This window comes from Dactylosporangium sp. NPDC051541, assembly GCF_044454505.1.
Classification (GTDB): Bacteria; Actinomycetota; Actinomycetes; order Mycobacteriales; family Micromonosporaceae; genus Dactylosporangium.
In genome coordinates this window covers 953,101-978,611 of sequence record NZ_JBITDU010000003.1, presented here as the reverse complement: position 1 = coordinate 978,611, position 25,511 = coordinate 953,101, and the positions used below count along the sequence as shown (strand labels likewise).

At 71.4% G+C, this 25,511-nt stretch carries 20 protein-coding genes; 11 read left to right on the top strand and 9 right to left on the bottom strand.

Going from position 1 to position 25,511, the window contains the following annotated elements:
- Positions 1–29: 29 nt before the first annotated feature.
- Complete coding sequence (locus ACIA8L_RS18685; protein ID WP_395905934.1) at positions 30–2,258, bottom strand: PAS domain S-box protein; 2,229 nt, start codon at positions 2,256–2,258, stop codon at positions 30–32.
- A 67-nt stretch (positions 2,259–2,325) separates the two neighbouring features.
- Here ACIA8L_RS18685 and ACIA8L_RS18680 point away from each other — a divergent pair, with 67 nt between their 5' ends.
- Positions 2,326–3,093, top strand: coding sequence for an SAM-dependent methyltransferase (locus ACIA8L_RS18680; protein WP_395905932.1), 768 nt, complete (start codon positions 2,326–2,328; stop codon positions 3,091–3,093).
- A 14-nt stretch (positions 3,094–3,107) separates the two neighbouring features.
- Here the strand turns inward: ACIA8L_RS18680 and ACIA8L_RS18675 are convergent, their stop codons facing one another.
- Together ACIA8L_RS18675 and ACIA8L_RS18670 are read right to left on the bottom strand one after the other, a co-directional pair.
- On the bottom strand, positions 3,108–3,485 hold the full coding sequence (locus ACIA8L_RS18675; RefSeq protein ID WP_395905930.1) for a hypothetical protein: 378 nt from the start codon (positions 3,483–3,485) through the stop codon (positions 3,108–3,110).
- A gap of 13 nt (positions 3,486–3,498) precedes the next feature.
- A complete protein-coding gene (locus tag ACIA8L_RS18670; RefSeq protein WP_395905928.1) occupies positions 3,499–3,807 on the bottom strand; it encodes a hypothetical protein in 309 nt (102 codons plus the stop codon).
- Between the two features lie 173 nt (positions 3,808–3,980).
- On the opposite strand from ACIA8L_RS18670, the gene ACIA8L_RS18665 reads away from it, so the two are divergent.
- The 3 genes from ACIA8L_RS18665 (at position 3,981) to ACIA8L_RS18655 (ending at position 8,609) form a co-directional block, all read left to right on the top strand.
- Complete coding sequence (locus ACIA8L_RS18665; protein ID WP_395905926.1) at positions 3,981–5,363, top strand: FAD-binding oxidoreductase; 1,383 nt, start codon at positions 3,981–3,983, stop codon at positions 5,361–5,363.
- Entirely contained in the window at positions 5,360–6,703 is a 1,344-nt protein-coding gene (locus tag ACIA8L_RS18660; protein WP_395905922.1) for a class I SAM-dependent methyltransferase, read from the top strand. The genes ACIA8L_RS18665 and ACIA8L_RS18660 overlap by 4 nt, the downstream gene beginning before the upstream one ends.
- 370 nt (positions 6,704–7,073) lie before the next feature.
- A complete protein-coding gene (locus ACIA8L_RS18655) occupies positions 7,074–8,609 on the top strand; it encodes a S1C family serine protease (protein ID WP_395905919.1) in 1,536 nt (511 codons plus the stop codon).
- 83 nt (positions 8,610–8,692) lie between these two features.
- Here ACIA8L_RS18655 and ACIA8L_RS18650 read toward each other — a convergent pair whose 3' ends face one another.
- Positions 8,693–9,610 carry a hypothetical protein gene (locus ACIA8L_RS18650; RefSeq protein ID WP_395905916.1) on the bottom strand — a complete coding sequence of 306 codons (918 nt, stop codon included), beginning with the start codon at positions 9,608–9,610 and terminating at the stop codon, positions 8,693–8,695.
- Positions 9,611–9,671: 61 nt separating this feature from the next.
- On the opposite strand from ACIA8L_RS18650, the gene ACIA8L_RS18645 reads away from it, so the two are divergent.
- From ACIA8L_RS18645 to ACIA8L_RS18635, 3 genes are all read left to right on the top strand, one after another.
- The gene (locus ACIA8L_RS18645) at positions 9,672–10,265 is read left to right on the top strand and encodes a TetR/AcrR family transcriptional regulator (RefSeq protein ID WP_395905915.1); all 594 of its coding nucleotides are present in this window, start codon (positions 9,672–9,674) and stop codon (positions 10,263–10,265) included.
- Positions 10,266–10,552: 287 nt separating this feature from the next.
- The gene (locus tag ACIA8L_RS18640; RefSeq protein WP_395905913.1) at positions 10,553–10,978 is read left to right on the top strand and encodes an RpiB/LacA/LacB family sugar-phosphate isomerase; all 426 of its coding nucleotides are present in this window, start codon (positions 10,553–10,555) and stop codon (positions 10,976–10,978) included.
- 362 nt (positions 10,979–11,340) lie between these two features.
- Positions 11,341–13,089 carry an ABC transporter substrate-binding protein gene (locus tag ACIA8L_RS18635; RefSeq protein ID WP_395905910.1) on the top strand — a complete coding sequence of 583 codons (1,749 nt, stop codon included), beginning with the start codon at positions 11,341–11,343 and terminating at the stop codon, positions 13,087–13,089.
- 103 nt (positions 13,090–13,192) lie between these two features.
- Here the strand turns inward: ACIA8L_RS18635 and ACIA8L_RS18630 are convergent, their stop codons facing one another.
- Complete coding sequence (locus ACIA8L_RS18630; RefSeq protein ID WP_395905907.1) at positions 13,193–13,840, bottom strand: NAD(P)-dependent oxidoreductase; 648 nt, start codon at positions 13,838–13,840, stop codon at positions 13,193–13,195.
- Positions 13,841–13,890: 50 nt separating this feature from the next.
- On the opposite strand from ACIA8L_RS18630, the gene ACIA8L_RS18625 reads away from it, so the two are divergent.
- On the top strand, positions 13,891–14,493 hold the full coding sequence (locus ACIA8L_RS18625; RefSeq protein ID WP_395905906.1) for a TetR/AcrR family transcriptional regulator: 603 nt from the start codon (positions 13,891–13,893) through the stop codon (positions 14,491–14,493).
- Between the two features lie 4 nt (positions 14,494–14,497).
- On the opposite strand, the gene ACIA8L_RS18620 is transcribed toward ACIA8L_RS18625, so the two are convergent.
- From ACIA8L_RS18620 to ACIA8L_RS18610, 3 genes are all read right to left on the bottom strand, one after another.
- Positions 14,498–15,565 carry a hypothetical protein gene (locus ACIA8L_RS18620; protein WP_395905903.1) on the bottom strand — a complete coding sequence of 356 codons (1,068 nt, stop codon included), beginning with the start codon at positions 15,563–15,565 and terminating at the stop codon, positions 14,498–14,500.
- A 234-nt stretch (positions 15,566–15,799) separates the two neighbouring features.
- Complete coding sequence (locus ACIA8L_RS18615) at positions 15,800–16,627, bottom strand: MerR family transcriptional regulator (protein WP_395905901.1); 828 nt, start codon at positions 16,625–16,627, stop codon at positions 15,800–15,802.
- Positions 16,628–16,661: 34 nt separating this feature from the next.
- Positions 16,662–17,693 carry a DMT family transporter gene (locus ACIA8L_RS18610; protein WP_395905899.1) on the bottom strand — a complete coding sequence of 344 codons (1,032 nt, stop codon included), beginning with the start codon at positions 17,691–17,693 and terminating at the stop codon, positions 16,662–16,664.
- Here ACIA8L_RS18610 and ACIA8L_RS18605 point away from each other — a divergent pair.
- The 3 genes from ACIA8L_RS18605 (at position 17,692) to ACIA8L_RS18595 (ending at position 20,719) form a co-directional block, all read left to right on the top strand.
- Positions 17,692–19,095: a PLP-dependent aminotransferase family protein gene (locus ACIA8L_RS18605; RefSeq protein ID WP_395905896.1), complete on the top strand. Its 1,404-nt coding sequence runs from the start codon at positions 17,692–17,694 to the stop codon at positions 19,093–19,095. The genes ACIA8L_RS18610 and ACIA8L_RS18605 overlap by 2 nt on opposite strands.
- Positions 19,096–19,187: 92 nt before the next feature.
- Entirely contained in the window at positions 19,188–19,802 is a 615-nt protein-coding gene (locus tag ACIA8L_RS18600; RefSeq protein WP_395905894.1) for a TetR/AcrR family transcriptional regulator, read from the top strand.
- Positions 19,803–19,828: 26 nt separating this feature from the next.
- Complete coding sequence (locus ACIA8L_RS18595) at positions 19,829–20,719, top strand: NADP-dependent oxidoreductase (protein WP_395905891.1); 891 nt, start codon at positions 19,829–19,831, stop codon at positions 20,717–20,719.
- Between the two features lie 66 nt (positions 20,720–20,785).
- Here ACIA8L_RS18595 and ACIA8L_RS18590 read toward each other — a convergent pair whose 3' ends face one another.
- Entirely contained in the window at positions 20,786–25,078 is a 4,293-nt protein-coding gene (locus ACIA8L_RS18590; RefSeq protein WP_395905888.1) for a discoidin domain-containing protein, read from the bottom strand.
- Positions 25,079–25,511 lie beyond the last annotated feature (433 nt).

The following is a 25,511-nucleotide window of genomic DNA, read 5'->3' as shown; positions in this document are numbered from 1 at the left end:
CCCGCAGAATAATGAATGAACGTCCATTTTCACAAGGCCGGGAGCAGCTGATCGGCCACCGCGTTGAGGAGGTCGGTGCCGGTGAACGGCTTCTCCAGCAGGTGCACGCCCGGGTCCAGGATGCCGTTGCTGGTGAGGACCGGCTGGGCGTAGCCGGACATGAACAGCACGCGGGTCGCCGGGCGCAGCTGCAGGAGCCGCTCGGCCAGGACCCGGCCCAGCATGCCGGGCATCACCACGTCGGTGAGCAGCAGGTCGATCTGGCCGCCGTGCTCCGAGGCCAGGTGCAGCGCCGCCACCCCGTCCGCGGCCGACAGCACCGTGTAGCCGCCCCGCCGCAGGATCCGGGTGGTGACCTCGCGCAGCGCCGGCTCGTCCTCGGCGACCAGCACCGTCTGCCCGCGGCCGGGCGGGCGGGCGGCCCGGGTGGTGTCCTCGGCGGTGACCTCGGCGTCGCTGCCCGGCAGCAGGACCGAGATCGTGGTGCCGACGCCCGGCTCGGAGTAGATCTGGACGCTGCCACCGGCCTGCACGACGATGCCGTAGACGGTGGCCAGGCCCAGGCCGGTGCCCTCGCCGCTGGGCTTGGTCGTGAAGAACGGCTCGAAGGCCTGCTCGATGACCTCGCGCGGCATGCCGGTGCCGGTGTCGGAGACCCGGATCCGCACGTACCCGCCGGGGCCGAGACCGTCGCGCACCGCCGGATGCCCCTCGTCGATGTGCACGAGCCCGGTGTCGATGGTGAGCTGGCCACCGGCCGGCATCGCGTCGCGGGCGTTCACCGCGAGGTTGACCAGCACCTGCTCCAGCTGCCCGGCGTCGGCGACGACGGTCGGCAGCGGGTCGGTGAGGTCGGTGACGAGCGAAATGTGCTCGCCGAGGGAGCGGTTGAGCATCTGCTGCACCTCGCCGATGACCCGGTTCACGTCGAGGGGCTTGGGCCGTACCACCTCGCGCCGGGCGAACGCGAGCAGCTGGTGGGTCAGCTCGCTGCCGCGGCGGCCGGCCCGCAGGATCTGCTCGGCGTCGATCGCGAACGGCGTGTCGGCACCGTCCTCGACGATGAACTCGGCGTAGTTGAGGATGACCGCGAGCAGGTTGTTGAAGTCGTGGGCGATCCCGCCGGCGAGCTGGCCGAGGCTCTCCAGGCGCTGGGTGCGCTGCTGGCGGACCTCGTCCTTCTGCCGCTCGGCCTCGGCCCGCAGCCGCTCCTGCTCGGCCAGGACGGCCAGCCGCTCGCTCATGTCCCGCACCGCGGCCAGGGTGATTACGCCGTCCTCGCCCTCGAGCGTGCTCAGCGTGATGTCGACCGGCAGTTCGTCCCCGTCACGGCGGCGGGCAATCGCGATCGCGCCGGCCTCCGCGCGCATGCCGCCGGGCAGCAGCCGCTGCACCCGCATCCCGGCCAGATCGAGCAGCGGGAAGCCGAACAGCCGCTCCGCGGCCGCGTTGGCGAGGACGATCCGGCCGTCGTCCCCGACGCCGAGCAGCGGGTCGGGGGCCGCGTCGAGCACGACCTGCATCCGCGCCTCGGCCCGCTCGCGTTCGCTCATGTCGCGCGTGATGGTGGTGACACCGACCGTGCGCCCGTCCGGTCCGGTCAGCGGGGAGACGAGCATCGAGACGGCGAGCTCGGTGCCGTCTCGTCGCAGCCGGGTCGTGCGGTGGCGGTCGACCCGGCCGCCCGCGCCGACGATCGCCCGGACCTCGGCCTCATCCGGGCGCCGATCGGCCGGGATGATGATGTCCTTCGAGCGGCCGACCATCTCCCCGGCGGCGTACCCGTAGAGACGCTCCGCCCCCGGGTTCCACGACAGCACCAGGCCGTCGAGGTCGGTGGTGACGATCGCGTCGTGCGAGGACTGCACGATCGAGGCGAGCAGCGACTGCGCGGGGTCGAACCCGTCGGCGCCGGTGTCGCGGATGGTCGCGACGAGCAGCGACTCCTCGTCCCCGTCGACGACGGACAGCGCGATGTCGGCCAGGAACTGCACGCCGTCCGCGCGGACCATGGTCAGCGGCTGCCCCGTGCGCCGGACGGGGTGCACACCGTCCATGTACGCCGCCAGCCGCGGCACCATCGACGGCCCGTCGGCCGGCACCAGGATGTCGACGCTGCGCCCCTGCAGGTCGTCCCACCCGAACAGCTCCCGGGCGGCGGCGTTGGCCAGCAGGATCCGGCCGTGCCGGCCGGTGACCACGAACGCGTCGGGCGCCACCTCCAGCAGCCCCTCGGCCAGCCGCACCGTCCACCGCACCTCACTAACAGTAGAACGATCGTGACTTTGCGTTTCACAGATCCGACATTTCGGAATTATGTAGTACATGAGCGTCGACCCCAACCGCCCGAGCGCCGCCCGCATCTACGACTGCTACCTGGGCGGGCACCACAACTTCGCGGTGGACCGGGCCCTGGCGCGGCGGGCGATCGAGCTCGTGCCGGCGATCCCGCACATCGTCGGGGCCAACCGCGCGTTCCTGCGCCGCGCGATCCGCTACGCGCTGGGCCGCGGGGTGCGCCAGTTCCTGGACATCGGCTCCGGAATCCCGACGGAGGGCAACGTCCACGAGGTCGCGCGCTCGATCGATCCGCGGGCGCGGGTGGTGTACGTCGACATCGACCCGACGGCGGTCGTGCACGCCCGCCAGATCCTCGACGGCGACCCGCTCACCGCCGTCGTGCAGGCCGATCTGCACCAGGCCGGCCAGATCCTGGGCGACCCGCAGGTGAAGTCGCTGCTCGACCTGACCGAGCCGGTGTGCCTGCTGCTGGTGGCGATGCTGCACTTCGTGCCGGACACGCCGGACCTGCGGGCCGCCCTGCGCACCTACCACGACGCCCTGGCCCCCGGCAGCCTCGTGGCCGTCTCGCACGCCACGAACGCGATCAAGGAGCTCACCGACCTCTACAGCCGCACCGGCCTGTCGGTCGTCATGCGCGACGAGACGGAGCTGGCCGAGCTCCTCGAGGGCTGGCGCCCGGTCGAGCCGGGCCTGGTCCGCAGCCCGCGGTGGCACCCGGAGCCGGACACCGACCCGGCCGAGGACCCGGCCGTATTCGCCACCCTCGTCGGCGTCGCGGAGCGGACCTGAACCTGGGCCCGGTTCTAGAGCCCCAGCTCCGCGAGCGGGTCCGCTGAGTCGAGGGTGACGACGAGGCCCCGGCTGCCGGCCGGCTCGACGTGCCGATGCGGTGCGGCCGCGCCCTCCTCGGGGATCGCGCCGGCCACCGCCTCGAGCGCCGCCCAGACCTCCTCGAGGGCCGAATCCGAGCCGCGCAGATAGAGCGTCGGCGCCGGCCGCAGCTCGATCACCAGTGCCCCGTCCCCGCGCTCCTGCCGCACAGACCCATTTCGCATCGGTACTGTCACCGCCGCGCCGCCCTCGCGAAGCGTCGACGCGAGGGCCCGCAGCCCCGCCGGCGACCCGGCCAGGTCGAGGTTCTCGCCGATCACCCGCAGGCGGCAGTACTGCTGATCGTCCATGCCGACATTCTGCTCACATCGCCTTGTAGGTGCGGACCGAGGTCAGGTGCGTCCCGTCGGACGTGAACACCCACGCCAGCAGGCTGGGCGCGGCCGGCGGGTTCTCGGCCCGGCCCACGGCCACCGGCCCGGTGACGGAGTCGAGGGCGAAGCGCATCGCCGGGCGGGCGGCCCGAATCCGGGTGACGGACTCGGCGACGGCGGCGGGCGTCGCCACCTCCGGGTGACTGTGATCCAGCCACACCGGGGCGAGGATGTCGGACACGGCCGAGGCATCGCCGGTGTTCCACATGGCGAAGTAACGCTCGATCAGATGCTCCACAAATGCACCCTCGCATCGCTGGTTCGGCCGGATGCACCTGGGCAGCGTGAGTTCAGTCACCAGCCGTTGGCTGATCTTGCGGAGTGTGCAAGTTTGGGCTGAGGCGCGCCTCCGCTTCGGCTTCAGCTCGGGCCGCGCCGACGGGGAAGTCGCACGAACGGCGAGGTGGTTGCGTGACTCGAAGTCAACCGGTCGGCTGGGCGGCGCACCACCAGGCCGTGCAGACCCTCCAGCAGTCCTACGCCGCGATCCCGCCCGGCGACACGGTGCGGCTCGCGAAGAAGACCTCCAACCTGTTCCGGCCCCGCGCCGAGATCGGCCACGGGCTCGACGTGAGCGGGCTCGGCGGGGTCATCGCGGTCGACCCGCAGGCGCGGACCGCCGAGGTGCAGGGCATGTGCACCTACGAGGACCTCGTCGACGCGACGCTGCCGCACGGGCTCATGCCGCTCGTCGTCCCGCAGCTGCGCACGATCACCCTCGGCGGGGCGGTGACCGGGCTCGGCATCGAGGCGACCTCATTCCGCCACGGCCTGCCGCACGAGTCGGTGCTGGAGCTGGACATTCTCACCGGCACCGGGGACATCGTCACGGCGCGCCCGGACGGCGAGCACGCCGAGCTCTTCGAAGCATTTCCAAACTCCTTGGGCAGCCTGGGGTACGCCACGCGCCTGCGCATCGAGCTGATGCCGATCGCGGCCGAGGTCCGGACCACCAACGTGCGCTTCGACCGGATCGACGATCTGCTCGAACTCGTCGGCACGGTGATGGACACCGGGGAGCACCAGGGCCGCCACGTCGACGTCATGGACGGCGTCGTGTTCCGCCCCGGCGAGTCCTACCTCGTGCTCGGCACCTTCTCCGACGAGGCCGCCGCGGCCGGCCCCACCAGCGACTACACCGGGCAGGACATCTACTACCGGTCGCTGCGGGCCAAGGCCACCGACCGCCTGTCCGCCTACGACTATCTGTGGCGCTGGGACACCGACTGGTTCTGGTGCTCGTCCGCGTTCGGGGCCCAGGTCCCGGCCGTGCGGCGGGTCTGGCCCCGGCAGTATCGCCGCAGCGACGTGTACCACCGCATCGTGCGCTGGGAGAACCGCTACGGCGTCGCCGCCCGCATCGGCCGGTGGCGCGGTGAGCTCGAGCGGGAACGGGTCGTCCAGGACGTCGAGCTGCCACTTGAACGCACAGGCGAATTCCTGGCGTGGTTCGCACAGGCAGTACCAATGGCGCCGCTGTGGCTTTGTCCTTTGCGACTGCGGGATCGGGAGTGGCCGCTGTATCCGATGCACGCCGGACAGAAATACGTGAATGTCGGGTTCTGGGGCACTGTGCCAATCGAGCCCGGACGTTGCGACGGTGACGTCAACCGGCTGATCGAGGACAAGGTCTTCGAGCTCGGTGGCCACAAATCCCTCTACTCCGACGCCTACTACGACCGGGAGACGTTCGACCGGCTCTACGGCGGGGCCGCCTACCGCGCCGCCAAGGACCGCTACGACCCCGATCATCGACTGACCGACCTCTACGACAAGGTTGTGGGGCGCAAATGACCAGCACCTACCGAACGACCAACACCCCCGGCTCCGTGCCCGGACCGCGCCGCCGGCCCCCGGTCCCCAAGGTCGCCGACATCGTGCGGGCCGTCACCGCCGGCGAGCCGAAGGTCCGCATCACCGCCTACGACGGCAGCACGATCGGCCCCGCCGACGCCCCGATCACCCTGCACGTCGCCTCCGAGCGCGGCCTGTCCTACCTGCTCACCGCCCCCGGCGACCTGGGCATGGCCCGCGCCTACGTCGCCGGCGACCTCGAGGTCCAGGGCGTGCACCCGGGCGACCCGTACGACGCGCTGCTCGCCCTCGTCGGCGGCCTGCAGCTGCGCATGCCCTCCGCCGGTGAGGCGCTGCGCCTGGTCCGCGGCCTCGGCTGGGAGCGCCTCCGCCCGCCGCCGCCCCCGCCGCAGGAGTCGACGCCCGGCTGGAAGCGCACCCTCGCCGGCCTCGGCCTGCGCCACGCCAAGGGCCGCGACGCCGACGCGATCCACCACCACTACGACGTCTCGAACCGGTTCTACGAGATGGTGCTGGGCCCGTCGATGACGTACACCTGCGCCGTCTACCGCTCGCCCGCCGACTCGTTGGAGCAGGCCCAGGCCAACAAGTACGACCTCGTCGCCGGCAAGCTGGCGCTGAAGCCCGGCCAGCGGCTGCTCGACGTCGGCTGCGGCTGGGGCGGCATGGTCCGGCACGCGGCCCGCGAATACGGCGTCCGCGCCCTCGGCGTCACGCTCTCCAAGGAGCAGGCGCTGTGGGCCCAGGCCGCGATCGAGCGCGAGGGCCTGTCCCACCTGGCCGAGGTCCGCTACCTCGACTACCGCGACGCCCCCCTGGAGCACTTCGACGCGGTCAGCTCCATCGGCCTCACCGAACACATCGGCCTGCGCAACTACCCGGCATACTTCCGCGCGCTGCGGGACCGCCTCAAGCCCGGTGGCCGCCTGCTGAACCACTGCATCACCCGCGCGCACAGCCGCACCTCCCGCAAGCCGGACGCCTTCATCGACCGCTACGTCTTCCCCGACGGCGAACTGGCCGCCCCCGGCCGCCTGGTCACCGAGGCCCACGACGCGGCGTTCGAGGTGCAGCACGAGGAGAACCTGCGCCTGCACTACGCGCTCACCCTGACCGGCTGGAACCGCAACCTCGTCGAGAACTGGGACGCCTGCGTGTCCGAGGTCGGCCTGGGCACCGCGCGCGTCTGGGGCCTGTACATGGCCGGGTCGCGGCTCGCGTTCGAGCGCAACGAGATCCAGCTGCACCAGATCCTCGCCACGAAAACTACGAAGGACGGCGTCTCGTCGTACCCCCTGAGGCCCGACTGGACGGCCTGAGCCCTCCCGCACCAGGGGCGGCCGGCAGCACGTCGGCCGACCGCCCTTCGTCATGATCGACGGTCACGCTCGTGAAGGTCGCGGCCCTGGGTCGCGACCTTCGTCCGCACCATCTTCGACCAGCCCGACACAGCATCCGTCCGAGTTCGATACACCCGCACCGTGACGGCCCTCGCTCACCGGCCCACGAAAAATCCAGACGCTTCACGAAACCAGCCCACCATGAAAAATCCAGACGCTCCGCAGTCCGGATTTTTCGGACTTATCACGATTTTTCACCATGTCACGAAGTCTGCCCGGTCTGCGGCTCTCGGCTTTCTCCCAGGGAGAATCCAGTTTCGTGGCAGGCGCGCGGTGCAATGTGGACATCATGAGTGACCAGGACCGTCCGTGGAGCAACCCGGAGCCAGGCGCGACGCCCGGTTCCGCCTCGAAGCCCGAGGAGCCCGCCGCAGCGCCGCCGCCGCACGGATCCTGGCCGCCGCCGTCCGCCGGCCCGGCCTACCCGGCGTCGGCTCCACCGGCGTCGTCGTCGTACCCGGCCTCGGCCCCGCCGGGGTCGTACCCGGCCTCCGCTCCCCCCGCGTCATACCCGGCGTCGGCCCCGCCGTCCGTCGCTCCCCCGCAGCCGCCCACCTATGCGCCCTTCGGCGGGCCCACGGTGCCGCAGCGGACCGTGCCGCAGCCCGCGGCCCCGGCGTCCGGGGCTCCGGGCTCGCCGTGGAGCCGGCCGGGCACCAACGGCTACTCCGGCCACGCCACCACCCCGATCTCCACCGGCGCGGCGTACGGCCCGAACACCGGCGCGTTCCCGCAGGTCGGCAGCCCGTACGCAGCGCCGCCCGGGTATCCGCCGCACCAGGTCGGCCACCCCGGTGAGCAGCGCGGCAGCCGCGTCCCGCTGATCGCGGTCGGTGCGGTCGTGCTCGCGCTGGCCTCGGCGTTCGGTGGTGGGCTGGTCGCCAACAAGCTCGCCGACGACAAGACCGGGGCGGCGCCGGGGCCGACGGTCGTGACGCAGAACGCGGCGCCGAACCTCGACCGCTCGTCGGTGGGCGGGGTCGCCGAGGCGGTACTGCCCAGTGTCGTCGACATCAGCACCGGCGAGGCCGAGGGGTCCGGCGTGATCATGACCGCCGACGGGCAGGTCATCACCAACAACCACGTGGTCGCCGGGGCCACGAAGCTCACGGTCACGTTCAGCACCGGCAAGACGGCGTCGGCGTCGGTGGTCGGCACCGACCCGGCCGGGGACATCGCGGTGATCAAGATTCAGAATGTCTCCGGGCTCACGCCGGCGAAGTTCGGTGACAGTGACGCGCTGCGGGTCGGCGACACCGTGCTCGCCGTCGGCAGTCCGCTCGGGCTGCAGGGGTCGGTGACGGCCGGGATCGTCAGCGCGCTGCACCGCACGATCGAGGGTGAGCAGGGCGGCAAGTCCATCGCCGACGCGATCCAGACCGACGCCGCCATCAACCCCGGCAACTCCGGCGGGGCCCTGGTCAACCTGAAGGGCGAGGTCGTCGGGATCAACACGGCGATCGCGACCGCGGGTGAGAACAGCGGCAACATCGGCGTCGGCTTCGCAATCTCGGCGAACCGGGCCCGGACATCGGCCGATCAGCTCGCGAAGGGCGGGAAGGTCAGCCACCCGTACCTCGGGGTGCAGCTCACCGACGGCACCAACGGCGCCCTGATCGGCGGCGTGGTCGCCGGTGGGCCGGCCGACAAGGCGGGCCTGAAGACCGGCGACCTGGTGACCAAGTTCGGCTCGGCGGCGGTCACCGACGCGACGTCGCTCATCAACGCGGTGCAGGGGGCCAAGGCCGGCGACCAGGTCCAGGTCATCGTCAACCGCAACGGCGCCGACCAGACCGTGACCGTCACCCTCGGCGAGGCGCCGTAACCAGACCAGCAAGTTCCCTTTCGCAGCAGCGGCCCGCGTTCGCCACGACGCGGGCCGCTGCGTTGTGAGATGCAGAAACGAAACTACGAAAATTCCACAATCAGCCGGCGGTACGTCTCGAAGGCCGGTTTTCGCCGGTAGTCCGAAGTGACCAGGCCGAACTGCGACATCGGCCGCGGCACGGTGCTGTCGCAGTCGCGCAGTGCGAAGTGCTCGTAGGCCGTGATGTTCAGCGCCGCCGACTGTGCCGCGACGGTGCGGACGACCTCGTCGACGACCTCGGCCTGGCGCTCGGGCGAGCGGCCGGGCCCGGTCCCCCAGCCGTTCTCGGTGATCCACATCGGGGTCGTCGCGGGCACCCCGGCCGCGGCCAGGCTCGCCTCCCGGAACCCCCGCAGCACGCCCTCGACCCCGGCCCGCAGGTCGGGCAGCGGCCGGAACACGTCCGGGAAGAAGTCGAGGCCGGCGTAGTCGATGACCGGCCCGATCTCCTTGAGCGAGGCCCAGAACTCCTGCTCCGGGTCGAAGATCGGGGTCGAGTTGACGCCGATGCCGACGTCGATCCCGAGCCGGTCGGCCTCGGCCCTGGCGGCCAGGACACCCTCGACGATCGCGCGGCGCACCGCCGGGTAGCCCGCGTCGCCGCCCGGCCCGTCGTGGTTGGCCTCCTCCGCGACCTGCAGCGAGGCCAGCCGGTCGCCGTGGGTGCGCAGCTGCGTGCGCAGGAACTCGCACCAGCCGCGCAGGTCGTCGCCGGGCTCGTGGAAGCACACGACGAGGTCGAGTCTCCGCCCGTTGACCGCGTGCTGCCACGGCGCGGGTGGCGCCTCGATGTGCGCGCCGAGTGCGTCGCTGTAGAGGAGGTACCCCCGCACGATCTGCACACCGAGGTCGTCGAGCAGCCCGGCGGTCCGCTCGGGGTCTTCCGGCGGCCCGGGGAGCGGTGAACCGTCGGGGTCCGCGCCGAGCCCGCCCGCGTAGATGCCGAATGTCATCGTCATGGGCCGACCGTAGCCGAATTTTGGTGTCACACCAAATTTGGTTTGACGCTAGGATTTCCCCATGGCTCTGCGGGCGGAGAAGAAGGCGGCGACGCGCACGGCGATCGCGCACGCGGCGACGGCGCTGTTCATGGACCGCGGCTTCGACAAGGTGACGGTGGCCGAGGTCGGCGAGGCGGCCCGCGTCTCGGTGAACACGGTCTTCAACTACTTCGCGACGAAGGAGGACCTGTTCTTCGACCGCCAGGACGAGGTGATCGCCCGCCTGGCCGGCGCGGTCCGCGGCGCCACCGACCCCGCCCGCGCCGCCCTGGCCCTGTTCCGGGCCGAGCTCGACAGCGACGAGCCGACGCTGGGCCTGCACCCGGACTCCCCCCGCTTCTGGAAGGTCGTCGAGGACAGCCCCGCCCTGCAGGCCCGGCTCCGGCTGCTCGGCGAGGCCGCCGAGGAGGCCGTCGCCACCGCCCTCATCGAGTCCGGCCGCCCGGAGCCGGACGCCTGGTGGGCGGCGGCGATCCTGTCCGGCATCGACCGCACCCTGCACGCCCAGATCCGCCGTGACCTGCAAAAAGGCAAACCCGTTTCGCTGGTACGCGCTGAGGTCCGCGAAACCGCCGAGCGCGCCTACACCGCCGCGTCCCGCGCCTTGGCCTGACCGGCCGAGGACGCCCTCGCGTCGCCGCGCCGCCACCCGGCGCACCCCTGCCCCCGGCCAAACGGTGACCGTTCGCGCGGCCGTCCCGCCTCGCGGCCGTTCCGCCACCGTCGCGCAGCGCGTCGCGCGGCCGTCCCGCCGCAGTCGGTGCGGCGGCCGTCATGCTCAGCGGACGCGGAAGACCGGCCGGCCAAGCACCGGAGCGCTGGAGGAGCGGCCGGCCGACGTCCGGAAGTCGGCGCGGTCGGCCCCGGTCGCCGTTCACGCGTGGGCGGCACAATGGGGGTGTGCGTATCGCCTTTGCCGCCGATGACCGCAATGCCACCACCGACGCCGTGCTCGCGCATCTCGCCGACGCGGGGCATGACGTGGTGCGGATCGATGCCTTGCCGTGGCCGGAGCTCGGGGCCGGTGTGGGGCGGGCCGTGGTCGAGGGGCGGGCCGAGCTCGGGGTCGTGATGTGCTGGACCGGGACGGGGACGGCGATCGCGGCCAACAAGGTGCCGGGGGTCCTGGCCGCGGTCGCCTGGGACCCGTGGGTGGCCCGCGGTGCGCGGCTGTGGAACGACGCCAATGTGCTCGCCATGAGTCTCAAGCGGCTGGCGCCGGACGTGGCGGTCGAGGTGCTGCGGGCGTTTCTCGAGACGCCCGCGGCCGATCCCGATGAGGCGGAGAACATCGCGTTGTTGAAAGGGCTCGACGAGTACCACTGAAGCGTTTGGACAAGAATCGATAACGCAGGCAACCGGATTGGTCGGTGACGATTTCCGGCGTAGTGACCAATCCGTTATCAGGCAACAGACTTGGTAACGCAACCGGGTGCGCGAGCCCGAGGTCATTGGACAGTGAACGGCGACGCACATCGCCGTCCGCGCGACGTGGCACGTGAGAGAGAACCGACCCCACTCGTCGGGCGTGGAGCATGCCCGCGCCCTGTTCACTGTGGACAGTCCACTGTGAACAACGAGCCGGTGGCCGGGCGATGCGTGCTGCCCGCGTGCGAGACCCCGATCCGCGGCAACACCACCGCGGCACCCGGAAAGGCCTACACGTGAATATCAAACGACGTGCGGTGATGGCCGGCGCCCTCACCGCGACGCTCGCGCTGTCCGCCTGCGGAGGCGGCACCAACAGCGACAATACCAGCAAGGACAACGGCCAGAAAGGCGCGTCCGGCTACAACGCGGCGGTCACCGGCGTGGTGAACCCGTCGGACAAGCCGGGCGGGACGCTGAAGCTGACCATCCACGACAACCCGGACTCGCTGGACCCGCAGATCGCGTACTACGCGAGCGAGTGGAACCTCATGAAGAGCTTCTACGTGCGCACCCTGCTGGCCAACGACACCAAGCCGGGCGCGGACGGGCTCAAGCTGGTGCCGGACCTCGCCACCGAGGTGCCCAAGCCGACCGATGACGGGAAGAAGTACACCTTCAAGCTCAAGCCCGGTGTGAAGTTCGAGGACGGCTCGCCGATCACCTCGAAGGACATCAAGTACGGCATCGAGCGCATCTTCGCCCGCGAGGTCATCACGGCCGGACCGTCCTACCTGGTGGACCTGCTCGACCAGGGCCAGAAGTACCCGGGCGTCTACAAGGACCCGGACCCGGACAAGATGGGCCTCCGGTCGATCCAGACCCCGGACGACTCCACGATCGTGTTCACCCTGGCCAAGCCGTTCGCGGACTTCCTGTACATGCTGCAGATGCCGGTCTCGGCCCCGCTGCCGAAGGCGAAGGACACCGGCAGCCAGTACGCGCTGCACCCGGTCTCCAGCGGCCCGTACAAGTTCGAGTCCTACGACGAGGGCAAGAAGCTCAACCTGGTCCGCAACGACCAGTGGGACCCGAAGACCGACCCGGTGCGCAAGGCACTGCCGGACCGGGTCGAGGTCGTCTACGGCACCGCCGTCGAGGAGATCGACAACCAGCTCCTGGCCGACGAGGTCGACATCGACATCGCCCAGACCGGTGTGCAGCCGGGCTCGCAGCCGAAGATCCTGCTGAACCCGGACAAGAAGAAGAACGCGGACTCGCCGGTCACCGGCTTCATCCGGTACGTGGCGATCAGCACGAAGGTGCCGCCGTTCGACAACATCCACTGCCGCAAGGCGGTGCAGTACGCGCTGGACAAGACCGCGATGCAAACGGCCCGCGGCGGTCTGGAGGCCGGCGGTGAGATCGCGACAAACATGCTGCCGCCGACGATCGCCGGGCACGACCCCGCCGACGACGTGTTCAACACGAAGTCCGGCAAGCCGCAGATCGACAAGGCCAAGGAAGAGCTCGCCGCCTGCGGCAAGCCGAACGGGTTCGAGACGGTCATCGCGACCCGCAACACCGGTAAGGAGATGAAGACCGCCGAGGCGCTGCAGCAGTCGATGGCCGCGGTCGGCATCACCGCGCGGCTCGACCCGCAGGACGCGGCGCTGTACTTCCGCTCGATCATCGGCTCGCCGAGCAACGTGCACAACAAGGGCTACGGCCTGATGATGGCGGGCTGGGGCGCGGACTACCCGACGCCGGCCGGCTTCCTGCAGGTCATCGTCGACAGCCGGCTGATCTACGAGTCGGGCAACAACAACTACGCGGAGCTCAACGACCCGGCGATCGACGCACTCATCGACCAGGCCACGTCCGAGCCCGACCCGCAGAAGAACGCCGACATCTGGAAGCAGATCAACGCCAAGGTCTCGGAGTCGGCGTCGTACATGCCGTTCACCTACGACAAGGCGCTGAACTACCGCAACCCGCGGCTGACGAACGTCTACATCACCCAGTACTACGGGCAGGTGGACTTCGGCAGCCTGGGTGTCATGAGCTGACCGCTGCTGAACGGCGTCGGGGTTGACGAGGGACTTCTCAGGCGCCGCGGTCACAACGGCCGGCCGCTTCTCCTCCTTGGAGCGGCCGGCCACATCCCTGTGTTCAGTACGCCACGCTGACCCGCCGGTGGATCCAGCTCGGCTCGTCCAGGGCCCGGAACATCGCGTCGGCGACGTCGGCCCGGGACAGTGTCCGGCCACCGCGGACGTTCACGTCGAGCACCGTCCGATATGGACGGCGGGGCCCGTCCGTCAGCCGCGGCGGCGCGATGAGCGTCCAGTCGACCCCGCCGTCGCGCAGCACCTGCTCGGCCACGGCCAGGTCCGCGAAGCCCTCGCCGAGGATGCGCCGCACGATCGGCTTGGCGACGTAGCGCATGAGCGCGCTGTCGCCGCCGTCGGCGACCCGGCCCGACGCGTCCACGCTCACGATCCGCCGCACCCCCGTTGCCCGCATGGCGGCGACCTGTGCGCGGGCCCCGTCGGCCTGCACGGTACTGCGCGCACCCGGCTCCTTCGCCCGGCGCGCCTTCATCTCGGCCGGCCGGATCCCCAGCGCCGACAGCACCGCGTCCCGCCCGGCCACCGCGGCCGCGAGGGCCTCGGCGTCGCCGAAGTCCGCGACCACCACGTCACAGCCGAGGTCCACCGGCCGCCGCGCGACCGCCGTCATCTCGTGCCCGCGTGCGATGCCCTCCTTGATGAGCAGCGTCCCGATCCCGCCGGTCGCCCCGAACACGGTCAGCTTCATGCCGACCCTCCCCAGCTGGTTAGTGAGTGCTTACTAACCAATACAATGGCATGGGTACGGCGGATTGGGAAGGGGTGCCGGTGGCGAGCACGCGGGATGTGATCCTCGACGCGGCGGCGCGGGTGCTGCGCGAACGCGGCTTGGCCAACGCCACCACGAAGGAGATCGCGCGGGAGGCCGGGTTCTCCGAGGCGACGCTGTACAAGCACTTCCGGGACAAGCTCGAGCTGATGGTCGTCGTGCTGCACGAACGCGCGCCGTCGTTCATCCCGCTGCTGCTGACCCTGCCGGCCCGGGCGGGCACGGCCCCGGTCCGCGACATCCTCACCGAGCTGGCGACCGTGTGCATCACGTTCTACCGCGACGGGTTCCCGATGTTCGCCTCGATCTTCGCCGACCCGGCGCTGCTGTCCGCCCACCGCGACCGCCTGCGCCCGCAGAACCTGGGCCCGCACCGCGCGAACGAGGCCCTGGCCGTCTACCTGCGGGCGGAGCAGGCCCTGGGCAACGTCGCCGCCGACGCCGACCCGGAAGCCCTCGCGGGCCTGCTGCTGGGCGCCTGCTTCCAGCACGCGTTCGTCACGTTCTTCGCCCCCGCCCCAACCCCGGACGACAAGGCCGCCACCGCGTTCGTGGCCGGGCTGAAGCTGTGAGCACTCAGTAGCGGAGCACAAGCGCGATCCGGCCGTCGGTGGCGAGGCTGCCGTCGGCGACGAAGGTGACCTCGCCGCTCTGGCGGGCGACCCACTCCACGATGTCGTCGACGGCGTCGTCGAGCAGGACTCCGGAGGCGTCCTCGCCGGCCGGGTGGAGGTGGTCGTCGTGGACGCGGGCCGGGCTGTGGTAGCCCTCCTCGACCAGCAGGTGGGCGCCGCGGCCCTGGTGGGCGAGGGACCAGACCTCGGCCAGCCCGGCCGCGAACCGGTTGGCGCCGCGGGCCGCGTCCAGTGCCTCCAGGGCCGCCACCCGCTCCATCGCCGTGTAGGCGGCCAGCCGCGGCGCGAGCAGCGCGTAGACGTCGTGCGGGCCGGCGTGGTCGTAGTTGCCCAGGACGGTGCCGTCGAAGGGTCGCGGCCACTCGGCGGCGAAGTAGGCCAGGTAGCGGTCGACGCCGAGCACGAACACCGGGCGCGTGTCGAGCCGGTCGATCGCGGCCAGGGCGGTGGCGATGTCGCGGAAGAACCGCCGGTGCCGCTCGATCTCGTGCTTGCTCGGCTCCTGCCCGTAGTCCCGCGGCAGCCCCGCCCCCTCGTCGTGGGTGAACGGGAAGCCGTGCGAGGTAACCTCGACGAGCTCGGCCCCGTCGCCGCTCCACAGCCGGGTCGGCTGCTCGGACAGCACGACGGCCCAGTATCGGTGGCGGCGGGCGGCATCGGCGACGACGTCGCGCACCTCGTAGGTGTCGGCGACGACGACCCGCTCCTGGACCGGGCTGTCGAGGACCCGGACGTGCACCTGGCCGGGTGACGCGAACACGGCCAGCCCTTCTCCGGTGTGCCGCAGGTCGACCTGGTCGGCGGCGGCCGCGAGCTCGCGGTACACCTGGGACGCCACCTCCCCCGGAACCGTCTCGTCCGTCTCCAGCCGCCGCCGCGTCTCCGCGAGCAGGTTGCGCAGCCGGATCGGGTCCTGTTGGTTGGCCGGAGCGGTCCGGTGGGTCGGCATGAGCAGTGAGACCGCCGGGTAGCCGCTCGGGGTCAGCGTCGCGAGGTCCTTGACCGTCATGCGCCCACCATCCCCCACCCACCGCCGCCCACGCTCACACCGCCAGGGGGATCGCGCCGCCAGGGGGATCGCGCCGCCGACGAGCCCCACCGCCGACGCCAGCACGCGCCGACGGGCTCGCGCCGCCAAGGCGATCACGCCGCCAGGGCGATCACGCCGCCGACGAGCCCCACCGCCGACGCCAGCACGCGCCGACGGGCTCGCGCCGCCAAGGCGATCACGCCGCCAGGGCGATCACGCCGCCAGGGGGATCGCGATGTCGCCGGCCGGTCCGGTGCCCGGTTCGGCGGTCGGCACGATGCTCATCCTGATCGGCCCGGCCGCCGTCCGGCCGTGCTCGACCGCCCACGCGGCCAAGGCCTCCATCACCAGCCAAGACTCGGGGTCGCTCTGGGCCGAGGGCCGCCCGACATACGCCTCCTCGTGCGCCGGGTCGACGCGGGCCACCAGGTCAGGGTGCATCGCCGCGACCGCATCGGCGTCGGCGTCGTCCAGGGGCCGGCACCATTCGACCGGGCCGTCGCTGTCGGCGGTGACCAGGCCGTGATAGATCAGGAACGGCGCGTCGGCCGTGCCCGTAGCACGCCTTACCCCCGCCGCTTGCATCCGACCGATCAGGAAGTCCCGGCCCACCGGCACCAGCTCGTCCGGCGTCACGTGCCGTTGCAAGGTCACCAGCCGTCGCTCCGGTACCGCCCGCACCCGCACCTCGAACCGTGGACCCGGACGCCCCCGCAGCTCCTCGACCAGGTAGCCGGCCAGCACCCGCCGCCCGTGATGCTCGAACTCGGCCCGCGCCCAGTAGTCCGCGACCCGCTCCGCCGCCGCCCCGGCGTCTTGGTCGACGATCGCCCCGGCCTCGGCGAGCGGCACCCCGAGCTGCCGGAGCGCGACGATGAGCCGCGCCCGCCGCACCTGACCGGGCCCGTACCACCGATACCCGGAGTGGGCATCGACCCGCTCCGGCCGCAGGAGCCCCATCTCGTCGTAAAGCCGCAGCGCCCGCGGCGAGAGCCCCGAGAGCCGTCCGAAATCCCCGATGCCGACCAGTCCCACTTCCACGCCCCCAACAATCCCCCCTGCCACAGTGTCAAGGTCAAGCGACCGAACCGGCAATCGGTTCGGGCGACACCGGGGCCGGCGCAGGAGCCGGCGCAGGAGCCGGCGCAGGAGCCGGCGCAAGAGCCGGCGCAAGAGCAGCGGCCGGGTCCAGCGCGGGTGCAGGAGCAGGAGCAGGAGCGCGCAAACGCTGCGTCAACGCCACCGAGGCAAGCACGAACAGCGCGGCCACCAAAGCAACCGCCGCAACGTGCTCATGCAACAGCCAAGCCGACCACCCAAGGGTCAGAACGGGCTGCGCGAGCTGGATCTGCCCGACCCGCGCCACGCCACCCCGGGCCAGACCCGAGTACCACGCGACGAACCCCAGGAACATCGAGATCACGGTGAGGTACGCGAACCCGGCCCACGCGGCCACCGGCGCGTGCGGCGGGTGGCGGACGGCCGCGAAGCCGGTCACCGCGACCGAGACCGGCAGCGACAGCACGAGCGCCCAGCAGATGGTCCGGGCGCCGCCGAGGTCGCGGGCCAGGGCGCCGCCCTCGGCGTACCCGAGGCCGCACAGGGTGATGGCGGCCAGCAGGAACAGGTCGGCCCAGCCGAGCGCGCCGGAGACGGTGCCGCTGAGCGCCACGAACGTGAGGACGGCGAGGAGGCCGGCCCCGCCCGCGAGCCAGAACGCCGGCGTGGGCCGCTCCCGGGCGCGCAGGACCGCGAAGCCGGCGGTGACGGCGGGCAGCAGCGCGACGACGACGGCACCGTGCGCGGCCGTGCTGGTCTGCAGGGCGAGGGAGGTGAACATCGGGAACCCGGCGACGACGCCGAGGGCGACGACGGCCAGCCGGCGCCACTGGACGGGGGTGGGCCGGGGCGCGCGGACGGCGGCGAGGTAGGCCAGGGCGAGCGCGCCGGCGCCGACGGCCCGGCCGAACGCGACGAACCACGGGTCGAGGTGCTCCACGGCGACCCGGGTCATCGGCAGCGACAGGCTGAACCCGAGGACGCCCAGCCCGCCGAGCAGGGCCCCCGTTATCGCGTCCGACCGAGTAACGTTATCCTTACCTCTCATGAGTGACGATAACGCATCGGCTCGCGTTATCCAAGATCTGCGGGCCTCGGCGATGGCTGCTAGCCCCGGATCACGGCTGCCGACCGTCCGCGAGCTCACCACCCGGCACCAGGCGTCGGCGATCACGGTCAGCCGGGCGATCCGGATCCTGGCCGCCGAGGGGCTCCTCGACACCCAGCCCGGCCGCGGCACGTTCGTGGCCGCGCGGGCGCCCGCACCGACCGCGCGGGCGTCCGCCGACCTGGCCTGGCAGTCGATCGCCCTCGGCCCGCGCCCGGCCGGCGAGGACGCGCTGGCGGCGCTGCTGGCCGTCCCGCGGCCGGGGGCGATCCCGCTGTCCAGCGGGTACCTCGACGAGGACCTGCAGCCCGCGGCCGCGCTCGGGGCCGCGCTCGCGCGGGCCGCCCGGCACCCGGCGAGCTGGCAGCGCGGGCCCGTGGAGGGCCGCGAGGACCTGCGGGCGTGGTTCGCCCGGGGCGCCGGTGGCGGGCTGCGGGCCGAGGACTTCACCATCTGCCCGGGCGGGCAGGCGGCGCTGTCGACGGCGTTGCGGGCCCTGGCCGCGCCCGGCGACACGGTGCTGGTCGAGTCGCCGACCTACCTCGGGGCGCTCGCGGCCGCGCGGGCCGCGGGCCTGCGGGTAGTACCGGTGCCGGCCGATAACGCCGGGGTCCGTCCCGACCTCCTCGCGGCCGCGTTGCGCCGCACCGGGTCCCGGCTGTTCTACTGCCAGCCGCTGTTCGCCAACCCGCACGGGGCGACGCTCGCGCCCGCGCGCCGGGCCGAGGTCCTGGCCGAGGTCGCGGCCGCGGGCGCGTTCCTGCTCGAGGACGACTACGCCCGCGACCTGGCCATCGACGCCGACCCCGCGCCGCCGCTGGTCGCCACCGACCCGGCCGGGCACGTGGTCTACCTGCGCTCGCTCACGAAGTCGGCCGCTCCCGGCCTGCGGGTGGCGGCGATCGGCGCCCGCGGGCCCGCCGGTGCCCGCCTCCGCGCGGCCCGCGTCCTCGACGACTTCTTCGTGGCCGGCCCCCTGCAGCAGGCCGCCCTCGACTTCGTCACGTCGCCCGCGTGGCCCCGTCACCTGCGGGCGCTGCGCGCGGCCCTGCGCACCCGCCGGGACGCACTCCTGGACGCGATCCGCCGCCATTTGCCAAACCAGGATCCGCCATTGGTACCGCGGGGAGGTCTGCACGCCTGGCTCCGCCTGCCCGACGGCACCGACGACGTCGCGGTGACGACGGCCGCGGCCGCGCGCAACGTGGTCGTCTTCCCGGGCCGCCCGTGGTACGCCGCCGAGCCCGACGCCCCCCACCTCCGCCTCACGTTCGCCGCCGCTCCCCCGGCGTTACTCGAGGAGGGCGTGCACCGCCTGGCCCAGGCGATCGCGGAGGGCTAGGGCCCCAGCCGGTCGTGCGAGGTTTGCGCGATCACGCCACCTCGAGCTACTTTCGATACGATACCGTAGCGTAGCGAAAATAAGGAGGCGGCGTGCCACCAGCGAGAGGCACCCCGGAGCCCGGCGACACGATCCGGTCGCCGGCCATGGGGCGGCCCCGGGACTCCGGTCGCGACCTGGCCATCCTGGACGCGACCCGATCGCTGCTGACCGAGGCCGGCTACGAGCAGCTGTCGATCGAGGCCGTGGCCGCGCGCTCCGGGGCGGCGAAGACGACGATCTACCGCCGGTACCGCGACAAGGCGGCCCTGGTCGCCGCGGCGGTCGACGGCCGCCCGCCGGCCGCACCGCCGCCGCCCGCCGGGAAGGACCTCCGCGCTGACCTCCTGGCCGTCGTGGGGTGGCTCGCGCAGAGCGTCGCCGGGCAGGCGGTCGGACTGCTCGGCGCGCTGTTCACCGGCCTGCGCAACGACCCCCGGCTGGCCCAGGAGATGCGCCGGATCCTGCGGCGGGACGAGGCCGCGATGTTCGACGAGCTCGTGCGCCGCGCGACCGAGCCGCTGGTGCCCGGGGCGGCGGCGCTGCTCGCCGAAGTCGCGCCGGCGGTGATCGTGCACCGCGTCGTGGTCGTGGGCGAGCCTTGCGACGCCGCCTTCGTCACGCACCTCGTCGACGACATCCTCCGGCCGCTCCTGCGCCGTTCGTGAACCTCTGGGAGAAGACCATGCGTGCAGTGCGCTATGACCGATTCACCGGCATCGACGGGGTCTACCTCGCCGACCTACCCGAGCCCGTGGCCGGCCCGGGCGAGGTGCTCGTGCGGGTCGAGGCCGCGGCCCTCAACCCCGGTGCGCTCCCGGCGCTGCACGGCAGCTCCTACACGCCGGGCCGCGACCTCGCCGGGGAAGTCGTCGGGCTCGGCGACGACGTGGACGGCTTCGCCCCCGGTGCCGCGGTGCTCGGCTGGCTGTCGAGCTGGGACGCCCACGCCCAGGTCGTCGCCGTCCCCGCGACGCAGCTCGTGCGCAAGCCGCCGGCGCTGCCCTGGGACGTGGCGGGCTCGCTCTACACCACGCCGATGGCGGGCCTCGGTGCCGTCCGCGCGGTGGAGCCCCGGCCGGGCGAGACCGTCGTGATCTCGGGCGCGTCCGGCGGGGTCGGGTTCACCGCCGCGCAGCTCGCCCGCCGGGCCGGTGCGACGGTGATCGGCCTGACCAGCTCCGCACATTTCGAACTGCTGCGGGGGTACGGCATAGAGCCCGTCGAATACGGCGACGGCGAACGGGACCGGGTCCGCTCCGCGGCCGCCCGGGTCGACGCGTTCATCGACGCGGTCGGCGCCGGCTACATCGACCTCGCCATCGGCCTCGGCGTGCCCCTGGACCGCATCGACACCGTCGTCGACTATCGCGGCGCGAAGGAGAAGGGCGTGAAAGCCCTCGGCACGATCGATGCCGGCGGCCTACCGGGGCTCGCCGGCCTGGCCGCCCTCGCCGCCGCCGGTGACCTGCACATCCCCATCGCCGCGGCCTACCCGCTCACCGCGGTGCGGGACGCCTACCGCGCCCTGGCCGACCGCAAGACCCACGGGCGCGTCGTGCTGCACCCCCAGGAGCTCACCTGACCCGGCAACGGCGTACGGCCGCCGGGGAGGTTGCCCGGCGGCCGTACGGTCGTTCGTTCTGTGGCGTTACGGGTTGACGGTGATGACGAGCGGTGTGGTGTTGCGGATGTTCTCGGCGTTGTTCGAGAACGTCAGGTGGTTGAACGTGACCGCGCCGCGGGCCGGGCCCTGGTTGGCCTCCGGGAGCTCGTTCGCCCAGATGCCGATGCCGGACTTCGCGTCGAAGGCGTCACCACTGCGGCGGGCGCCGCTGATGTTGATGTTGGTGAAGATGGTGTCCGTGAAGATGTACTCCGGCGTGTTCGGGTCCTTGTACTTCGTCTGGAACATGATGCCGGAGTAGGTCGGGTCCACGATGTCCACATCGGACACCCGGATGCCGCGGAACTCCTTCGAGGCCGAGAACGCCCAGATCGCGCCGAACGCCTGCTGGCCCCAGAAGTGCCCACCGTCGCGGACCAGGGACACGTTCTGGATGGTGGTCGGCTGGGTGCCGAAGCCCACGAACGGATATCCGAAGTCCAGCGAGCTGATCGTGATGCCGGAGTAGCACAGCATGTCCGCGATGTACATGTTGCGGAACGTGTTGTTGTAGCCGCCGTAGACCGCGAAGCCGGCCGCGCGCCACGTGAGCGTCGCGGACAGGTTCTCCCACAGGTTGTCGTGGTTGCCGACGGAGCCGCCGGAGTCGGTCGCGGAGAACAGTGCGAACGAGTCGTCACCCGTGGAGCGGGCGTCGATGTTGTTCAGGTGCGTGTTCGTCGTGTCGTTGGTGAAGTTGATGCCGTCGGCGAACGTGTCGCGGATCCGGCTGTTGCTGATGTTGATGCCGCTGTTGTGGACGCCCCAGTACATGCAGACGGTGTGCTCCACCCAGACGTTGTCGATCGTCAGGTTCTGGTTGTCCTTCAGCTCGCCCCACACCTTGCCGGGGCCGTCGATGCGCTCGACGTAGTTGCCGAAGAACGCCAGGTTCTTGAAGGTCGAGCCGTTGGCCGACGTCTGCACGGCGAATCCGGCGTCGGTGTTCTGCTGGTCCTGCGGCGTGGTGAACTTCGTGTACCACGGGCCCGCGCCGACGACCTGGATCGCCTTGCTGTTGATCTGGAACTTCTGGTTGGTGACGTAGGTGCCGGCCGGCAGGTAGACGCCGACCGCGCTGGTGCTCTGCGTCGCGGTGTTGATGGCGTTCTGCACGTCCTGCTGGGTGAAGCCGGCCGGGGTGATGTACGTGGCCGGGTTCGGGTTGGCGATCGGGGCGACCTGCTCCAGGTTGATGAAGTCGACCGCGATGTTGCCGCTGTTGGCCGTGTCCTTCTGCAGCTTGATCGTGCTGCCGGCGTTCACGGTGCTGTCGAGCAGGATGCTGGCCTCGTCGTAGATGTGCCGCGGGCCGGTGCCGGGCGAGTTGGTCGGCGTCGCCTCGTTGCCGTACAGCCACGAGTACTTCGACGTCAGCGGGATCGCCTTGGCGAAGGAGCCGTTGACGTACACGTTGATCGACGAGGTGGTGCCGTCCGGGATCGAGAACCGCACGACCACGGTGTTCGTGTTCGCCCGGGTCGTCCACTGCACGGACTGTCCGTTGCCGTTCAGCGTGACCGCCTTGCGGCCCGACGCCTCACCGGCGAGGTCGCCGATGGTGCGGTTCGGCCCGACGACCGTCGCCCCGCCGCTGACGGTGCCGTCCTCGGCCTCGTACATGTCGTAGGGCATGTTCGCGCCGCGCCCGACGAACAGCGGGTTGTCGCTCGTGTTGTTCGCCTGCTTCACGGACAGTTCGTTCGTGTCCGCGGCGAGCACGGTGTGCACCGTGTACTTGCCGTTCACCGCGGTCCAGGTGCCGAGCGTGATCACCGAGGAGCTCGCGCCCGCGGCGATCGTGCCGGAGTACGAACCGGTGAGCGTTTTGACCGTGGCGCCGGCCGCGTCCTGCAGGGTGAGCGTCACGCCGTGCGCTCCGCTGCCGGAGGCCTGCGTGCCCTGGTTCTTGATGACGACGGTGAAGGTCACGGTGTTGCCGGCCGACGGGTTCGACGGCGACCAGGCCACCGGGGAGGCGACCAGGTCAGAACTCTGCACCGGTGCCACCACGAGGTTGGATCCGCTGGTGAAGGCGTTGTTGGCCTCGTTCGTCTCGACGACCGAGTTGTTCTCGTCGACCTTCGCGCTCACCGTGTAGGTACCGGCCGTGCGCGGGCCGATGTTCGCGGTGAAGGTGCCCTGCGCGCCCGCGGCGAGCCCGGCGACCGAAGCCGTCCCGGCGAGGACCGTGCCCTGGGCAGTACCAAGGTAGAAATTGACGTTTGTGGCACTTGATGCGGCGGAGCCGCTGTTCTTGACCGTGGCGGTCAGGCTGACCGAGTCGGTCTCGACCGGGGCCGCCGGGGCCTGGGTGATGCCGGTGATCTGCAGGTCCGGGTTCGGCGCCGGGGTGCCGAAGACCTGGAACTCGGCGAGCTGGCCGGACGGGGCGCCGGTGTTGGAGTTGAAGCTCAGCCGCACGTCGGCGACCCGCGCGGAGACCGTGATGTCGACCGAGTTGCCGGTCGCCGGGTTCCACGTGTAGTTGGCCGCGCCGACCAGCTGGGTGAACGCCGACGCGCTCTGCTCACGGCCGAGAACCTGCACGTTTTGTGTGCGGGTCGCCCACGAGCTGCTCGGGTCGAGCTTCAGCGTCAGCTTGCTGATGTCGTGATTGGCACCGAGCTTGACGGTGAGCGTCGCCGGGTAGCCGGCCGCGCCCTCCCAGTAGGTGGTGACGCTGTTGTCGTTGGCGTTGGCGGGCACGAACGTGAAGACCGAGCCGCTGGCCTCGATCGTCTTGCCCAGGGCCACGTTCGTCCCGGTCGGGTTGCCGGTGCCGGTGCGGGTGACCGTGTTGCTGGCCGCGGAGGCGTTGCCGGCGGCGTCACGCGCCTTGACGTAGTACGACACCGTCGCCGTGTCCGGCTGGCTGTCCGTGTACGTCAGTACGTTGCCGGCGACAGAACCGCGCAGCGAATTGTTCGCGTAGACGTCGTACCCGGCGATCGAGCCGCTGTTGTCGGTCGACGCGGTCCAGGTCAGCTTGATCTGGCCGCTGGCCGGAGACGTGTAGGCCAGGCTCCCGGGCGCGGTCGGCGCCTGGGTGTCCGGGTTCGTGCCGGTGCGGGTCACCGTGTTGGAGTTCGGCGACTGGTTGCCGGCGGCGTCCCGGGCCTTGACGTAGTACGCAACAGTTGCCGTGTCCGGCTGGCTGTCCGTGTACGTCAGCACGTTGCCGGCCACGCTGGTGCGCAGGGTGCCGTTGGCGTAGACGTCGTAGCCGGCGATCGAGCCGCTGTTGTCCGTGGACGCGGTCCAGGTCAGCTTGATCAGGCCGCTGCCCGGGATCGTGTAGGCGAGGCTGCCCGGCGCCGTCGGCGCCTGGGTGTCGCCGGTCGTGGGGCCGTACACCTCCAGCTCCGACACCTGCGCGGCGGTCCAGCCGGTGTTCGCGGTGATGTTCACCCGGACGTACCGCGTCGTGGTCTGCGTGAACGGGATCGTCACCGTGTTCGCGGCGCCGGGCGCGAAGTTGTACGCGCTCGAGGCCACGATGTCCGCGAACGAACTGCCGGTGGTGCTGCCCTGCACCGAGAGCGTCTCGCTGCGCGCGCCCCAGGCGGCCGGCAGCTTCAGGACCACGGAGCTGACCGGGACCGCGGAGCCCAGGTCGACCTGCAGCCACTGCGGGAACGCGCCCGAGCTCTCCCAGTAGGTGTCCTGGTTGGCGTCGCCACCGTTGCCGGCCACGTAGTTCTGGTTGACGCTGCTCGACGTGAACGTCTTGCCGGCGGCCAGGTTGCCGCCGGTCGTCGCCACACCGTAGATCTCGAACTCGGACACCTGCGCCGCGGGCCAGCCGGTGTTGGCGGTGAAGTTCAGCCGCACATAGCGGGTGGTCGTCGCGTTGAAGCTGATGGTGACCGTGTTCTGGCTGGCGGGGTTCAGGGTGTACCCGGCCGAGCTGACGATCGTGGAGAAGCTCGTCCCGTCCGGGCTGGCGGTGACCGACAGCGTCTCGGTGCGGGTGGCCCAGGCGGCGTCGTTGGGCAGCTTCAGCTTGATCTGGTCGATCGGCTTGGCGCTGCCCAGGTCGATCTGGGCCCACTGCGGCCACGAGTTGTTGGCGCTCTCCCAGTAGGTGCCCTGGTTGCCGTCGTTGATGTTCCCGATGCCATTTTGTCCATTGGTACTGCTTGACGTGGCAGTACGGCCGCTGGCGAGGTTGGGGCCGCCGGCGGCTTGGGCCGGCAGCGTCTGCGCCGTCACGGCGACGAGGGCGGCCACGGCGAACGCCGCCAGCACCCTGCGCGTCACGAGCTTTCTGCTCATGGGGATCCTTCGTGTCTCATGCGTCCGGGCGGGGTGGTGGTGCGCCTCTGCCGTTGGCGGTGGAGAGAGGCGTCGCTGGACCGATCACGGCGCGGTTGGCGGCGCAGCCTGCGATCGAGTTGCGGACAGGTGACGTAACTCTGTCGACCAGTTGTAGGAATCTTGCACAACGTTGCGCCAAATGTTGCAGACAAGCTACCGGCAAGTCAACGGTCTGTCTCGATCGGTTCGTGCGGCCCGGGTGGTTCTGTGGCATCCCGTTCGGTTCTTGCGTTCGAACTTGAGCGAGTCATGTTGATACATGCGAGGAGTTTCGAAACGTTCCGGATTCGTTGCCGCCAGGCCTGGTGCGGGCGGGGCGTTTCGTGGTTCATTCGTCGGGCGGACCGACGAATGCGTCAATCCATGCGCTCGACTCCGGTCCCGCCCGGGC